Annotated in this window: 19 protein-coding genes; 11 read left to right on the forward strand and 8 right to left on the reverse strand. The window is 67.6% G+C overall.

The features are described from left to right. Positions 1 to 16: 16 nt before the first annotated feature. The 5 genes from rplU to EZJ19_RS01455 all read left to right on the forward strand — a co-directional run bounded on the left by rplU (position 17) and on the right by EZJ19_RS01455 (position 3,500). A complete protein-coding gene (gene rplU, locus EZJ19_RS01435; RefSeq protein WP_131444525.1) occupies positions 17 to 328 on the forward strand; it encodes a 50S ribosomal protein L21 in 312 nt (103 codons plus the stop codon). Between the two features lie 16 nt (positions 329 to 344). Further along, a complete protein-coding gene (gene rpmA / locus EZJ19_RS01440) occupies positions 345 to 608 on the forward strand; it encodes a 50S ribosomal protein L27 (RefSeq protein ID WP_131444526.1) in 264 nt (87 codons plus the stop codon). A gap of 119 nt (positions 609 to 727) precedes the next feature. Continuing rightward, on the forward strand, positions 728 to 1,783 hold the full coding sequence (obgE, locus tag EZJ19_RS01445) for a GTPase ObgE (RefSeq protein WP_131444527.1): 1,056 nt from the start codon (positions 728 to 730) through the stop codon (positions 1,781 to 1,783). Continuing rightward, positions 1,780 to 2,901 carry a glutamate 5-kinase gene (gene proB, locus EZJ19_RS01450; RefSeq protein WP_131444528.1) on the forward strand — a complete coding sequence of 374 codons (1,122 nt, stop codon included), beginning with the start codon at positions 1,780 to 1,782 and terminating at the stop codon, positions 2,899 to 2,901. The genes obgE and proB overlap by 4 nt, the downstream gene beginning before the upstream one ends. 110 nt (positions 2,902 to 3,011) lie before the next feature. Further along, positions 3,012 to 3,500, forward strand: coding sequence for a DUF3617 domain-containing protein (locus tag EZJ19_RS01455; RefSeq protein ID WP_131444529.1), 489 nt, complete (start codon positions 3,012 to 3,014; stop codon positions 3,498 to 3,500). Here the strand turns inward: EZJ19_RS01455 and EZJ19_RS01460 are convergent. The 7 genes from EZJ19_RS01460 to sucC form a co-directional block, all read right to left on the reverse strand. Further along, the gene (locus tag EZJ19_RS01460) at positions 3,459 to 3,836 is read right to left on the reverse strand and encodes a hypothetical protein (RefSeq protein WP_131444530.1); all 378 of its coding nucleotides are present in this window, start codon (positions 3,834 to 3,836) and stop codon (positions 3,459 to 3,461) included. The two genes, EZJ19_RS01455 and EZJ19_RS01460, sit on opposite strands and share 42 nt — an antisense overlap. Next, a complete protein-coding gene (locus tag EZJ19_RS01465; protein ID WP_131444531.1) occupies positions 3,830 to 4,216 on the reverse strand; it encodes a hypothetical protein in 387 nt (128 codons plus the stop codon). Before EZJ19_RS01465 ends, EZJ19_RS01460 begins: the two co-directional genes overlap by 7 nt. Before the next feature lie 23 nt (positions 4,217 to 4,239). After that, entirely contained in the window at positions 4,240 to 6,978 is a 2,739-nt protein-coding gene (locus tag EZJ19_RS01470; RefSeq protein WP_131444532.1) for a valine--tRNA ligase, read from the reverse strand. A gap of 76 nt (positions 6,979 to 7,054) precedes the next feature. Further along, positions 7,055 to 7,429, reverse strand: coding sequence for a hypothetical protein (locus EZJ19_RS01475; protein WP_131444533.1), 375 nt, complete (start codon positions 7,427 to 7,429; stop codon positions 7,055 to 7,057). Between the two features lie 2 nt (positions 7,430 to 7,431). Further along, positions 7,432 to 7,854: a DNA polymerase III subunit chi gene (locus tag EZJ19_RS01480; protein ID WP_131444534.1), complete on the reverse strand. Its 423-nt coding sequence runs from the start codon at positions 7,852 to 7,854 to the stop codon at positions 7,432 to 7,434. A 4-nt stretch (positions 7,855 to 7,858) separates the two neighbouring features. Then, the gene (gene sucD, locus EZJ19_RS01485) at positions 7,859 to 8,734 is read right to left on the reverse strand and encodes a succinate--CoA ligase subunit alpha (RefSeq protein ID WP_131444535.1); all 876 of its coding nucleotides are present in this window, start codon (positions 8,732 to 8,734) and stop codon (positions 7,859 to 7,861) included. A 106-nt stretch (positions 8,735 to 8,840) separates the two neighbouring features. After that, positions 8,841 to 10,004: an ADP-forming succinate--CoA ligase subunit beta gene (gene sucC, locus EZJ19_RS01490; protein WP_131444536.1), complete on the reverse strand. Its 1,164-nt coding sequence runs from the start codon at positions 10,002 to 10,004 to the stop codon at positions 8,841 to 8,843. 158 nt (positions 10,005 to 10,162) lie between these two features. Between sucC and wrbA the strand changes: the two genes are divergently transcribed. The 6 genes from wrbA (at position 10,163) to EZJ19_RS15730 (ending at position 14,292) form a co-directional block, all read left to right on the forward strand. After that, positions 10,163 to 10,762, forward strand: coding sequence for an NAD(P)H:quinone oxidoreductase (gene wrbA, locus EZJ19_RS01495; protein WP_131444537.1), 600 nt, complete (start codon positions 10,163 to 10,165; stop codon positions 10,760 to 10,762). A 2-nt stretch (positions 10,763 to 10,764) separates the two neighbouring features. After that, positions 10,765 to 11,463, forward strand: coding sequence for a HugZ family pyridoxamine 5'-phosphate oxidase (locus EZJ19_RS01500; protein ID WP_131444538.1), 699 nt, complete (start codon positions 10,765 to 10,767; stop codon positions 11,461 to 11,463). Next, positions 11,451 to 11,804 carry a DUF2069 domain-containing protein gene (locus EZJ19_RS01505; RefSeq protein ID WP_131444539.1) on the forward strand — a complete coding sequence of 118 codons (354 nt, stop codon included), beginning with the start codon at positions 11,451 to 11,453 and terminating at the stop codon, positions 11,802 to 11,804. The genes EZJ19_RS01500 and EZJ19_RS01505 overlap by 13 nt, the downstream gene beginning before the upstream one ends. 110 nt (positions 11,805 to 11,914) lie before the next feature. Next, a complete protein-coding gene (locus tag EZJ19_RS01510; protein ID WP_131444540.1) occupies positions 11,915 to 12,688 on the forward strand; it encodes an elongation factor-1 alpha in 774 nt (257 codons plus the stop codon). A gap of 73 nt (positions 12,689 to 12,761) precedes the next feature. Further along, positions 12,762 to 13,898, forward strand: coding sequence for a c-type cytochrome (locus tag EZJ19_RS01515; protein WP_131444541.1), 1,137 nt, complete (start codon positions 12,762 to 12,764; stop codon positions 13,896 to 13,898). Positions 13,899 to 14,115: 217 nt separating this feature from the next. Further along, positions 14,116 to 14,292 (forward strand): hypothetical protein, encoded by a 177-nt coding sequence (locus tag EZJ19_RS15730; RefSeq protein ID WP_165873419.1) that lies wholly within the window; start codon positions 14,116 to 14,118, stop codon positions 14,290 to 14,292. On the opposite strand, the gene EZJ19_RS01520 is transcribed toward EZJ19_RS15730, so the two are convergent. Continuing rightward, the coding region (locus EZJ19_RS01520) for a GTP-binding protein (RefSeq protein ID WP_206199274.1) at positions 14,240 to 14,630 on the reverse strand (391 nt) is incomplete at its 5' end. The genes EZJ19_RS15730 and EZJ19_RS01520 overlap by 53 nt on opposite strands.

The raw sequence follows: 14,630 nt of genomic DNA on the forward strand, positions 1-14,630 counted from the left end.
ATTTCTGGAGCGAAGCATGTACGCGGTTATCCGTACCGGTGGCAAGCAATACAAAGTGGCGGCCGGTGGCACTCTGAAAGTTGAAACCCTGCCCGCCGAAGTGGGTAGCGAAATCGTAATCAACGACGTCCTGATGGTTGCCGACGGCGACGACATCAAGGTCGGCACCCCCGTGGTCGCCGGCGCCAGCGTCAAGGCTACCGTCCTGTCCCACGGTCGTGGCGAGAAGGTGACCATCTACAAGATGCGTCGCCGCAAGCACTACCGCAAGAGCCAGGGCCACCGCCAGAACTACACGGAAATCCGCATCGACGGCATTTCCGCCTGACAGGAGTCAATGAACCATGGCACACAAAAAGGCAGGCGGCAGCTCCCGTAACGGCCGCGATTCCAAGCCCAAGATGCTGGGCGTCAAGCGCTACGGCGGCGAGTTCGTGCCCGCGGGCAACATCCTCGTCCGTCAGCGCGGCACCCAGTTCCATCCCGGCCTGAACGTCGGCATCGGCAAGGACCACACCCTGTTCGCGCTGGTCGACGGCACCGTCGAGTACAAGACCAAGGGCCCCCTGAACCGCCGCACGGTCAGCGTCATCCCGGTCCAGGCCTGAGCGCCCCGTGATCGCGAGAGCCCTATCCTCGGATAGGGCTTTTTAGTTTTGGCCGAGCCGACGTTTACCCGCCACCGAATTGGCCGCAGCGCGGCCAATTTCATTTACGATCTATTGCCATGAAATTCATCGACGAAGCCCGCATCGAGGTGGCCGCCGGCAAGGGCGGCAACGGCGCGGTTTCGTTCCGCCGGGAGAAGTTCATCCCCCTGGGCGGTCCGGATGGCGGCGACGGCGGCCGTGGCGGCAGCGTCTGGGCGGTGGCCGACCGCAATATCAACACCCTGGTGGAATACCGCTATACCCGCCACTTCAAGGCCCGCAACGGCGAAGGCGGACGGGGTTCAGACTGCTACGGCAAGGGTGCCGACGACATCACCCTGCGCGTCCCGGTGGGCACCGTGATCCACGACGAGGACACCGGCGAACTGATCGCCGACCTCGCCCAGGACGGCCAGCGTGCCCTGCTCGCCAAGGGCGGCAAGGGCGGCCTCGGCAACCTGCACTTCAAATCCAGCACCAACCGGGCGCCGCGGCAGAGCACCCCCGGGGAACCGGGCGAGTCGCGCAACCTGCAACTGGAACTGCGCGTCCTGGCCGACATCGGCCTGCTCGGCATGCCCAACGCCGGCAAGTCCACCTTCATCCGCGCCGTCTCGGCGGCGCGCCCGAAGGTCGCCGACTATCCGTTCACGACACTGCACCCCAACCTGGGCGTGGTCCGGGTCGATACCGACCGCAGCTTCGTCATCGCCGACATCCCCGGCCTGATCGAGGGCGCCGCCGAGGGCCACGGCCTCGGCCACCAGTTCCTGCGCCACCTGGCGCGCACGCGCCTGCTCCTGCATCTGGTCGACCTCGCCCCGTTCGACCCCGACACCGACCCGGTGCACGAGGCCCGCGCCATCGTCGAGGAACTCAGGAAGTACGACGAGGAGCTCTACCGCAAGCCGCGCTGGCTGGTCCTCAACAAGCTCGACCTGATCCCCGAGGCGGAGCGCCAGGGGCGCATCGACGCCTTCGTCGAGGCCTACCAGTGGCAGGGCCCGGTGTATGCCATCGCCGCCATCAGCGGCAGCAACTGCCAGCCCCTGATCTTCGCCATCATGGACGCCCTGGACGAGCTGAAGCGCACCGAGGAACCCGGCGAGCCAGCCGGGGAAGCCGCCGAATGACCCGCTCCGTGGTCGCGGACGCCGGCCGCATCGTCGTCAAGGTGGGCAGCGCCCTGGTGACCAACGACGGCCGCGGCCTGGACCATGCCCGCCTGGCCCGCTGGGCCGAGGAGATCGCCGCCCTGAGCCGGCTCGGCAAGGAAGTGGTCCTGGTCTCCAGCGGCGCCATCGCCGAGGGCGTCAAGCGCCTGGGCTGGAGCAAGCGGCCGCATGCCCTGAACGAACTCCAGGCCGCCGCCGCGGTCGGCCAGATGGGCCTGGTCGAGGCCTACGAGCGCGGTTTCAAGGCCCACGGCCTGCAGACCGCCCAGGTCCTCCTCACCCATGCCGACCTGGCCAACCGGGAACGCTACCTGAATGCCCGCACCACCCTGCGGACGCTGCTCGGCTTCAAGGTGATCCCGATCATCAACGAGAACGACACCGTCACCACGGACGAGATCAAGGTCGGCGACAACGACACGCTGGGTGCCCTGGTCGCCAACCTGATCGAGGCCGACGTCCTGGTCATCCTGACCGACCAGCGCGGCCTCTACACGGCCGACCCGCGCAAGCACCCGGACGCCCGCTTCGTGGACGAGGCGGTGGCCGGCGACCCGAGCCTGGAGGCCATGGCCGGCGGGGCCGGGACCGGGATCGGCACGGGCGGCATGTTGACCAAGATACTGGCCGCCAAGCGCGCGGCGCGCAGCGGCGCCCACACGGTGATCGCCAGCGGGCGCGAGGACAAGGTCCTCGAACGCCTGGCCGCCGGCGAAGCGATCGGCAGCCAGCTGCTCGCCAAGAAGGAACCCCTGGCGGCGCGCCGGCAATGGCTGGCCGACCACCTGCAGGTACGCGGCAGCCTGGTCCTCGACGCCGGCGCCGTACGCGCCCTGAGCGTCCAGGGCAAGAGCCTGCTGCCGATCGGCGTGGTCGAGGTCCGGGGCGAGTTCCGGCGCGGCGAGGTGGTCGGCTGCATCGACAGCAACGGCCAGGACATCGCGCGCGGCCTGGTCAACTACGGCTCCGAGGAGGCGCGCCGCATCCTGCGCAAGCCGAGCTCGGAGATCGCCGCCATACTCGGCTACCAGGACGAGCCCGAACTGATCCACCGGGATAACCTGGCCCTGCTGTAGCCGCACCAGCTCGCGGTGCCGGCCGAGCGGCCGCCCGGCGAGTAGAAAATACTAGAAACGCCGGCGCCGCGCCGTGGTCCAATGCCGGAAACCACACCCGAGAGGCCGCCATGACCGATGTCCGACTCATCGCCACGCTACTGACCCTGTTCGTCCTGCCGGTGCAGGCCCAGGACATCGACCTGAGCAAGCAGATCCAGTCCGGCCAGTGGCTGATGACCTACCAGCGCTCGGGCGAGATCAAGCCCCTGCACCTCAAGCGCCAGGAGAATGGCAGCAGCCACACCTGCATCGCCGGGGACGCGCGCGACAAGATCGTCGACTGGATCGCCGGCAAGGGCTGCACCATCGACAAGGAGAGCCAGGTCAACGGCACCTATCACCTCGAAGGCTCCTGCCGGCTGAAATGGTGGAAGAGCCAGCCCATCCCGGTGAGCGTCGACCTGAAGCCGGAATCGCCGACCCGGTTCAACCTCACCATCCAGACCCGTGACAACAACCTGATGGGTTACACCGAGCAGACCCGCGCCGTGCGCATCGGCCCGTGCGAGGCGCCGTCAGCAGGACAGCCCGAACAGCAGCGCGGCACCAAGACCTGAGGCGAGGCCCAGAAACAGCCAGAAATGGCGCCAGCGGGCGGCGCGCCCGGCCCACCAGTTGCCCGCCTGCTGCCACAACTCGGCGACGCTGATCAGCACGAACACCAGCCAGGGCGGCGCCGCCACCGCGACCAGGAAAACCTTGCGGTCGGCGGCGCCCTGTTCGCACAACATCGGACGCAGGCGGAGGAAAGTGTCGTGGCGCTCGACCGCGAACACGATCAGGGCGGCCAGGGCCAGGGCAATGCCCAGGAAGGCGACCAGAAGGAGCCAGAAAGCCGGCGTACGCAGGAGGCCGAGCGCGGCCCGCCAGGCGTGCACCGGCGCGCTCAGCATTTCAGCGCGTAGAGGATGATCACCGCGGTGACCTGGAGCAGCACGGCGAACACGGCCAGGGCCTTGAACTTGTTCTTCCGGCCCAGGCGCCGGTTGTCCATGATGGCCATCCACTCGCCGATGACCCCGATCAGGCCGACCAGGAACAAGGGCGTGCAGAGGACGATGACCAGGATATGCCGGTTGCGCTCCTCGTCGCTCGAACAGAAGGCGGTGCGCATGGCCAGGCTGGTATCGAGGTACTTGATGGCCAGGTAGAACAGGTAGAACCAGACCAGCAGGGCGGCCAGGATGCCCAGGACGGTCCACCAGAAATTGGCCGTGGTCACGGTTTCGGTGAACACCTTCCAGCGGTACCGCCAGGCATATTTCCAGGTCATGCCACTCCCCGAAGTAGAACCACCTACGCCAATTTAGCGCGCTGCCCCCGTACCTTGTCCAGCGTGGCCGAAAAATCGGCCAGCCGCTTGCGTTCCTGCTCGACCACGGCGGCCGGTGCCTTGTCGACGAAACCGGGGTTGCCCAGCTTCGCCTCGGCCTTCTTGATCTCGCCCTCCAGGCGCGCGATCTCCTTGTCCAGGCGGGCCCGCTCGGCGGCCGGATCGACCTCGATGTGCAGCATCAGGCGCCAATCGCCCACCACGGCGACCGGGGCCTCGCCCTCGGGCAGCGGCGTCTTCGCCTGCACCTCGGCCAGGCGGCCGAGCAGTTGCATGTAGGGCGCGTAGACGGCGACCCGCTCGGCGTCGCCCTCGACGTAGAGCGGCACCTTGACCGAGGGGGCGAGGTTCATCTCGCCGCGCAGGTTGCGGCAGGCGTTGACGAGCGCCTTGAGGCGTTCCATCTCGGCCAGGGCGGCGGCATCGACGCGGCCGGCGTCGGGCAGCGGATAGGCAGCCAGCATGAGGCTGTCGCCCCGGGCGCCGGCGAGCGGCGCCACCGACTGCCAGAGTTCCTCGGTGATGAACGGGATGACCGGATGGGCCAGGCGCAGGGTTTCCTCGAGGACCCGCACCAGGGTGCGCCGGGTCGCCCGCTTGGCGGCCTCGGAGCCGTTGCCGATCTGCACCTTGGCGAGCTCGACGTACCAGTCGCAATACTCGTCCCAGACGAATTCGTAGATGGCGCGGGCGACCTGGTCGAAGCGGTACTGCTCGAAGCCGTCGTGCACGGCCGCCTTGGCCGCCTCCAGGCGCGACAGTATCCAGCGGTCGACGAAACTAAATTCGAGTGGCAACGCCTCATCAACCCCAGCGTCCTGGCCGTCGCAGTTCATGAGCACGAAGCGGGTGGCGTTCCACAGCTTGTTGCAGAAATTGCGGTAGCCCTCGCAGCGCGCCAGATCGAACTTGATGTCGCGGCCATGGGTGGCCAGGGAGGCGAAGGTGAAGCGCAGGGCATCGGTACCGAAGCTGGCGATGCCGTCCGGGAATTCCTTGCGCGTGGCCTTCTCGATGCCCTCGGCCTGCTTCGGGTTCATGAGGCCGAAGGTGCGCTTCTTGACCAGGTCGTCGAGGGCGATGCCGTCGATCAGGTCGATCGGGTCGAGCACGTTGCCCTTCGACTTGGACATCTTGTTGCCGTGCGAGTCGCGCACCAGGCCGGTGACGTAGACCTCCTTGAACGGCACCTTGCCGGTGAAGTGCAAGGTCATCATGACCATGCGGGCGACCCAGAAGAAGATGATGTCGAAGCCGGTCACCAGCACCGAGGTGGGCAGGTAGTTCTTCAGCTCGGCGGTGTCGTCCGGCCAGCCCAGGGTGGAGAACGGCCACAGGGCCGAGGAGAACCAGGTGTCGAGCACGTCCTCGTCGCGGGTCAGCGTGCGGCCGCCCGCCTGGGCCGTCGCCTCCGCCTCGGTCGCGGCGACGTAGACGTTGCCGGAGTCGTCGTACCAGGCCGGAATGCGGTGGCCCCACCAGAGCTGGCGCGAGATGCACCAGTCCTGGATGTTCTCCAGCCACTGCCGGTAGGTCGTGGTCCAGTTCTCGGGCACGAACCGGAGTTCGCCGCTGTCGACCACCTTGAGCGCGTCGCGGGCCAGCCCGGCCATGCTCATGAACCACTGGTCGGTGAGCATCGGCTCGATCACCGAGTGGGTGCGGTCGCCGCGCGGGATCATCAGCTTGTGCGGCTTGGCCGAGACCAGCAGGCCCTTGGCCTGGAGCTCGTCGAGGATCTTCTGGCGCGCCACGTAGCGGTCCAGGCCCTGGTACTCCGCCGGCGCGAACTCGTTCATCCGGGCGTCCAGGGTGAGGACGTTGATGGCCGCCAGGTTGTGGCGCTGGCCGACCTGCCAGTCGTTGAAGTCGTGCGCCGGGGTGATCTTGACGACCCCGGTGCCGAACTCGCGGTCGACGTAGTCGTCGGCGATGATCGGGATGCTGCGTTCCGCCACCGGCAGGCGCACGCGCTTGCCGACCAGATGGAGGTAGCGCTCATCCTCCGGGTTGACCGCCACGGCGGTGTCGCCCAGCAGGGTCTCCGGCCGGGTGGTGGCGACGGTGAGGACGCCGCTGCCGTCCTCCAGGGGATAATCGATCTCCCAGATGAAGCCGTCCTCCTCGGTGTTCACCACCTCCAGGTCGGACACCGCGGTCTGCAGGACCGGGTCCCAGTTGACCAGGCGCTTGCCGCGGTAGATCAGGCCTTCTTGGTAAAGCTTGACGAAGACTTCGGTGACCGCGCGAGAGAGACCGTCGTCCATGGTGAAGCGTTCGCGCTCCCAGGCCGGCGAGGTGCCCAGGCGGCGCATCTGCCGGGTGATCGTGGAACCGGAGTGCTCCTTCCATTCCCACACCTTGTCGAGGAAGCGGTCACGGCCGAGGTCGTGGCGCGACACCTTCTGGGCGTCCAGCTGGCGCTCGACGACGATCTGGGTGGCGATGCCGGCGTGGTCGGTGCCCGGCTGCCACAGGGTGTTGTCGCCGAGCATGCGGTGGTAGCGGGTCAGGGCGTCCATGAGGCCGTGCTGGAAGGCATGGCCCATGTGCAGGGTGCCGGTGACGTTGGGCGGCGGCAGCAGGATGCAGTAGTGGTCGCGGCCGGGGACCTCGCCCATCTTGAAGTAGCCTGCGGATTCCCAGCGGGCATACCAGCGTTTCTCGATGTCGTGCGGCTCGAATGATTTGGCGAGTTCCATGATGGCGTAAAGGCGCCGGCGGCGCGGTCGAACAAAGAGGGGAATTATAGCCGGGCCGGGCGGCCCGATCAGCAGGTCAGCGCGGTCCGCCGCGCCGGTCGAGCTCTTCCTGGACGACCCGGCGCACCAGGGCCTCGATGCGCAGCTGCTGGCGGATGAACAGTTCCGACAGGCGCGCCTCCAGGGCCGCCGCCAGGCGGTCGATGTCGACCTCGGACAACTGCCCCGCGGTCATCTCGGGCGCGGCCACCTGGGGCATGGTATCGCCGGGCAGCGACATGGCGTCGGGCACCGGCAGCACCGTGTCGGGCGCCGGCTCCTCGGGCGTCTCGTCGACCACCTCGGTGAGCAACGGGAACTCCTCGTCCAGCCGGGCCACGCCGCCGAAGCCGGCCCGCTTGCCGAGCATGGCGTCGATCTTGCCGAAGATATCGTTCTGTTCGTCCGCCATGGTCACCTCCTTGCCAGGTCGTGGTTCTCGATCGCGTAACCGCGATCCCGGTAGAAACGATAGCGCTCGCGCGCCGGATCGCGGTCGGCCGGGTCGGTGCTGACCACCTCGAGCAGGCGCTCGAAGCGGCTGAAGCAGGTCGGACAGGCGTTGTCCAGGTTGATCAGGACGTCGTGCGAGGCCAGGGCCGCGGGATCGGTGCCGATCAGGAGCGGGGTTTCCGCGGCCAGCGGGTGGCCGCAACGGACGTGCGGCAGGAAGGACAACTTGTCCTGGGTCCAGAGGCCGCTGTCAAGCTCGGCCGCCAGGGCCGGGTCGGATACGTACAGCAACGCCCGCTGGCCCGACTGCAGCACCTTGGCGGCCAGGCGCCGGGCTACCTCGATGCGGTCGTGGGCGTTGAAGTAGAAGTCGACCCGGGTCATCGGCTCACTTGGCGGCGATGGCCGCCTTGACCGCCTCGCCCATGCCGGCCGGGCTCTTGGCCACCGTCACGCCGGCCTTCTCCAGGGCGGCGATCTTGTCCTCGGCCTTGCCCGAGCCGCCGGCGATGATCGCCCCGGCGTGGCCCATGCGCTTGCCCTTGGGCGCGGTCAGGCCGGCGATGTAGGCCGCAACGGGCTTCGTGACATGGGCCTGGATGTACTCGGCCGCGGCCTCCTCGGCCGTACCGCCGATCTCGCCGACCATGATGATGGCTTCCGTCTGCGGGTCGGCCTGGAACAGCGCCAGGCAGTCGATGAAGTCGAGGCCCTTGATGGGATCGCCGCCGATGCCGACGCAGGTCGACTGGCCCAGTCCGTTCTGCGTGGTCTGCCAGACCGCCTCGTAGGTCAGGGTGCCGGAGCGGGAAACGATGCCGACCTTGCCCGGCCGGTGGATGAAGCCGGGCATGATGCCGATCTTGCACTCGCCGGGGGTGATCAGGCCGGGGCAGTTCGGGCCGATGAGGTTCGCCCCGTTGGCGCGGATGGCGGCCTTGACGCTGATCATGTCGCGCACGGGTATCCCCTCGGTGATGCAGGCGATGACCCGGATGCCGGCCTCGGCCGCTTCCAGGATACCGTCGGCGGCGAACGGCGCCGGGACGTAGATCATGGTGGCGTCGGCGCCGGTCTCGCGCACGGCGTCCTTGACGGTGTTGAACACCGGCAGGTCGAGGTGGCGCTGGCCGCCCTTGCCCGGCGTGACGCCGCCGACCATCCGGGTGCCGTAGGCGATGGCCTGTTCGGAATGGAAGGTGCCCTGCTTGCCGGTGAAGCCCTGGCAGATGACCTTGGTGTGCTTGTCGATCAGGATGCTCATTGCACCGCCTCTTCAAAACAGATTCTGGAAAGCAATGCGTAGCGCGTCGGCGGCTGGCGGCACTCGCGGCCAGTCGCATCCCGCAAGCGGGAGCCCTGCTCCTTGCTCATGCTGCCGCCTCCACGACGGCCCGCTTGGCGGCTTCGTTGAGGTCGTTGGCGGCGATGATGGCCAGCCCGGAACCGGCCAGCAGCTCGCGCCCCTTGTCGGCATTGGTGCCTTCCAACCGGACGATGACCGGCACCTTGACGCCGACCTCCTTGACCGCCTGGATGATGCCCTCGGCGATCAGGTCGCAGCGCACGATGCCGCCGAAGATGTTGATCAGCACCGCCTTGACGTTGGCGTCGGCCAGGATGATCTGGAAGGCCTGGGCCACCGATTGCGCGGTGGCGCCGCCGCCGACGTCGAGGAAGTTGGCCGGCATGCCGCCGGACAGCTTGATCAGGTCCATGGTCGCCATGGCCAGGCCGGCGCCGTTGACCATGCAGCCGATGTTGCCGTTCAGGGCGATGTAGTTGACGTTGTGGTGATGCGCCTCGGCCTCCTTGGGGTCGATCTGCGAGAAGTCGGCCAGTTCGGCCAGGGCCTTCTGGCGATACAGCGCGTTGTCGTCGATGCCCATCTTGCAGTCGAGCGGCAGGATGCGGCCGTCCGCCGTGACCACCAGCGGATTGATCTCGAGCAGGCTGAGGTCGCGCTCCAGGAAGATGCGGTAGCAGGTCTTGACCAGCTTGACGAAGGCGGCGATCTGCTCGCCCGCCAGGCCGAGGCCGAAGGCCAGGTTGCGGCCCTGGTAGTCCATCAGCCCGGTGATCGGATCGACCGTCTCGCGCAGGATTTTTTCCGGTGCCGTCGCCGCCACTTCCTCGATCTCCATGCCACCGGCGGCCGAGGCGACCAGGCCGATGCGCTCGGCGGCGCGGTCGACGGTGATCGACAGATAGAGTTCGCGCGCGATGGGCAGGGTTTCCTCGATCAGCAGGGTGCTCACCGGCTGGCCGTCGGGGGCGTTCTGGTAGGTGACCAGGCGCTTGCCGAGCAGCCCTTCGGCCGCGGCGCTCAATTCCTCGGCGCTGCGGCAGAGTCTTACGCCGCCGGCCTTGCCACGCCCGCCGGCATGGACTTGCGCCTTGATCACCCAGGCTTCGCCGCCCAGTTCGGCCGCGGCCGCGGCACACTGTCCGGCGGCCGCGACGGTAACGCCGCGCGGCGTCGGGACGCCGAACTCGCGCAGCACCGCCTTGGCTTGGTATTCGTGCAGGTTCATATCGACAACCGGTCAACGGAAAACGCCATTTTAGTGGCCCGGGGCGATGGCGCGGAAAATTTCGCGGTGCACGCCCCGCGCGCCGCCGTGTCCGGCCCGCCCGGCAACGATGGCACCCGAATTCCGGTAGCATGGCGGCTCTGCACGGAGCACCCGCCATGAATGACAATGACATCCTCATCCTGTACTACAGCCTGCACGGCTCGGTGAAGCAGTTGGCCGCCCATATCGCCCACGGCGTCGAGTCGGTGCCGGGCATGCGCGCGCGCCTGCGCACCGTGCCCAAGGTGGTCTCCGAGTCGGACGGTCCGGCCAAGCTGGTGCCCGACGCGGGCGCCCCCTACGCCACCCTCCGGGACCTGGAGGAATGCGCCGGCGTCGCCCTCGGCTCGCCGACCCGGTTCGGCAACATGGCCGCGGCCATGAAGTATTTCTGGGACGGCACCCTGAGCCTCTGGCTGTCCGGCGCCCTGGCCGGCAAGCCGGCCGCCGTCTTCACTTCCACCGCCAGCCTGCACGGCGGCCAGGAGACCACCCTGATGACGATGATGATGCCGCTGCTGCACCACGGCATGGTCGTCGTCGGCCTGCCCTACGCCAACCCGGAACTGAACTCGACCCGCTCCGGCGGCACGCCCTACGGGGTCAGCCACTTCGCCGGTGCCGACGGCAGCCTGCCGGTGACCGAGGAGGAACGCCGGCTGGCCTTCGCCCAGGGCAGACGGCTGGCCGAGATCGCCGCCAAGCTGAGGGACTGACCATGAGCGAGCAAGGCAACGAGGCACGCCGTTTCACGCGCGGCCACACCAGCGGGGTGCTGTCGACCCTTTCCAAGCGCCTGGACGGCTTCCCGTTCGGCTCGGTATCGCCCTTCATCCTGGACCACGCCGGCCGGCCGGTGATCCTGATCTCCGACATCGCCGAACATACCAAGAACATCGTCGCCGACGCGCGCGTCTCCATGATCGTCCAGCCCTACGCCGCCGACATGCAGGTGACCGGCCGGGTCACCGTGGTCGGGCGTGCCGAACGCCTGCCCGACAAGGACGAACTGGGACCGCGCTACCTGCGCTACTTCCCGCAGGCGGAAGGCTATTTCGCCATGCACGACTTCAATTTCTACCGCATCGAACCGGTCCGGGTACGCTGGATCGGCGGTTTCGGACACATCTTCTGGATCGAGCCGGAGGCCTACCTGGCCGCCGCGGGCACCCTTGCGGAGGCGGAGGGCGGCATCCTGGCGCACATGAACGCCGACCACGCCGACAATCTGCGTGCCTATTGCCGGCACGTGCATCAGGTCGAGGCGGCCGAGGCCGCCATGATCGGCATCGATCCGGATGGCTTCGACGTGCGCGCCGACGGCCGCCTGCTGCGCTTCCCGTTCGCCGAACCGGTACTGGACGCGCAATCGGCGCGCGCGGCACTGGTCGAATTGGCCCGGCAATGCCGAGCCTGAACCCGGCCCGCCTTTCGGGCATCGCCGCCGCCAGCCTGATCGCCCTGATCCTGCTCGGCCTGGCCTGGGAACTCTGGCTGGCACCGCTGCGCCCGGGCGGTTCCTGGCTGGTGCTCAAAGTCGTGCCCCTGCTGTTTCCGCTCTTCGGCATCCTGCACGGGCGTCTGCGCGCCTACCGCTGGACCAGCCTGCTGGTCTGGCCGTATTTCGCCGAAGGCGTCATGCGCGCGATGACCGAGCCGGCGCCGTCGGCCATCCTGGCCGGGATCGAAATCGCGCTCTCGCTGTCCCTCTTCTTGTCCGCCGCCTTTTTCGCCCGGGTCCGCAGCCGCTCCGCTTGACGCAGGTCAAAGCGGGGCGCTTTTCGTCGGTCTAAATTGACGACATTAGTGTCCGCTTATATACTCGCGCCCGTTCAATATCTGCCCAGTTTCAATCTCAGGAGTTTTTCATGACCAAGGTGAGTTACGTCCATTTCAAGTTTCTTCCGCTTTCAGTGCGGGTTCTGTTCAGCATGGTCCTGCTGGTGTTCGGCCTCGGCTACTGCATGGCCATGGTCCAGGTCTGGGAATCCCACGCCGGCAAGGACGGCAACCCGATGCTGTCCGCCAAGGACCTGATGATCTCGTATAGCGGCAATCCGGAAGGGACCCGCCTGGAAACCGCCCTGCGCGGCCCGATGGCCGACATGCTGGACGCCGAGAACAAGCAGAAGATCTTCGCCTGGCTGCACGCCAAGGCCCCCCAGGACCAATTCGACAGCACCATCGGCCCGATCCTGCAGGAACACTGCGTGGCCTGCCACAACCCCTCGGCCAACCCCAACCTGCCCAACCTGACCAACTTTGACGGCGTCTCCAAGGTGGCGGCCGCCGACACCGGCATGACCATCGCCACGCTGGTCCGGGTTTCCCACATCCACCTGTTCTCGATCACCTTCATCTTCTTCATCACCGGCTACATCTTCACCCACTCGTACATCCGTCCGGCCTGGTTCAAGTGCGTGGTGCTGGCGACGCCGTTCCTGTCCCTGATCGTGGACGTCGCGGCCTGGTACCTGACCAAGCTGTGGACCGGCTTCGCCTGGGCCGTGATCATCGGCGGCGCGCTGTACGGCATCTGCTTCACCATCATGTGGTTCACCTCCATGTACCAGATGTGGCTCTACAAGCCGTCCCAGGATCTCATCGATGCCCAGGGTCGCCTGCCCTCCGTTTCCGCCTGACCGCCGAGGCACATAGCGGGCCCCTCGGGGCTCGCTTCCTCGAAAACCGATTTCTGTCGACGAGGTAATAACAATGAAAAAATATGTCCCATCCCTGTTGGTCCTCGCCCTCCTGGCCGCCGGCTGCGGCAAGGAGCCCACTGCCACCGCACCCGCGGCCGCCCAGCCTGCCGGTGACATCGCCGCCGGCAAGGCCGTCGCGGAAAGCAAGTGCGTCAGCTGCCACGGCCTCGACGGCAAGGGCACCGGCCCCGACATCCCGAACCTGGGTGGCCAGAAGGTCGCCTATCTGCTCAACGCGCTGAACGGCTACCGTACCGGCACCCGCCAGCACGCCGCCCTGCAGCAGTTGTCCTCCGAACTCACGGAGGCCGACGTCAACAACATCGCCGCCTACTACGCCAGCCAGAAGGCGGCCGGGGCGGCGGCCGCCGCCGGTGTCGCCGACACCGTGGCGGCCGGCAAGGCGGCCGCCACGGTGTGCGCCGCCTGCCACGGCAGCGACGGCAACAGCAAGGTCCCGGGCACCCCCAGCCTGGCCGGCCAGCATCCGGGCTACCTGCTCAGCGCCATGCAGGCCTACAAGGCCGGCAGCCGCAAGGATGCCACCATGTCCGGGCAGGTCGCCAAGCTCGACCAGGTCACCATGGAGAACATCGCCGCCTACTTTGCCGCCCAGACCCCGGTCGAACGCGACAAGTCGTCTGCCGGCGACGCCAAGGCCGGCGAACCGCTGTCCGGCAAGTGCGGCGGCTGCCACGGCCAGCAAGGCCACAGCGCCGACGAGAAGACGCCGAGCCTGGCCGGCCAGGATGCCCAATACCTGGTCAAGACCATGAAGAACTATCGCGACGGCGGCCGTGCCCATGCCGAGATGAAGAGCATGCTCGCGGGCGTGAAGGACCAGGACCTGGCGCACGTCGCCGCGTTCTACGTCGCCCAGGCGCCCAAGGCCGCGGGCGTGGCGAAGCCGACCGCCGGCCAGCAATGGGCGGAACGCTGCGACAAGTGCCATGGCGCCGCCGTCGACAACCCGGAAATGGTCACGCCGCACCTGGAAGGGCAGCCGGTCGCCTACCTGGTCAAGGCGCTCAAGGACTACCGCGAAGGCAAGCGGGTCCAGTCGGCCATGCACGCCATGGGCGCCCCCCTGTCCGACGCCGACATCCAGGCCATCGCCGAGTACTACGCCGGCCAGCAGCCGAAGTAAGTCGCCATCGGCACTGGACACGGGCAGCCCAGGCTGCCCGTTTTCTTTTGGCCGGCCGCCACGGCGGGCCTGTTGACAGCTTTTTTACTCGGGTATTACAGTCCGGCCAAACTCAGTAGAAGTACGCTGCCCAGCAAGCCATTGCATGATCGACCGGGCGGCGCATGTCGCAGGCAACCGACCAACAAGCCAGGCACATGAGGAGAGGAACGCGATCATGGAAAGCATGTTCTACGAAGTGAAACCCTACCTGTTGCTGGGTGTGGGCGGCTCCCAGATGTTCTACGAGGCATCGGTCATCGGCCTAATGTGCGCGTTCGTCCTGGGCGCCCTCGGTGGGCTCATCCTGGGCATGCGCCTGACGGCCCGGCGCCGGGTACGCCGGTACTCGTAGCGTCCTGGCCGACGGCGCGGGCGAAGCGGGAACGGATATCCGCGTCGTCCAGGCGGCGCCCGATGATGACGATCAGGCACTCCGGGCACTCCCCCTCCGCCCAGGGCCGGCCGTAGTCGAACCCGGTGATGCGGTGCACGCCCTGGAAGATCAGGCGCTCGTCCCTGTCCGCGATGGCCAGGATGCCCTTGTAGCGCAGCATGTCGTTGCCGTAGGCCTCGAGCAGGCCTTCCACGAAGTCGCCGATCCGGCCCAGATCGACCCGGCCGGGGTGCCGCAGCACGAGCGAGGATACGTCGTCGTCCCAGGACACCTCCCTGGTCCCGCCGGTGCCGCGG

The organism is Parasulfuritortus cantonensis (genome assembly GCF_004337445.1).
GTDB classification, from domain to species: Bacteria; Pseudomonadota; Gammaproteobacteria; order Burkholderiales; family Thiobacillaceae; genus Parasulfuritortus; species Parasulfuritortus cantonensis.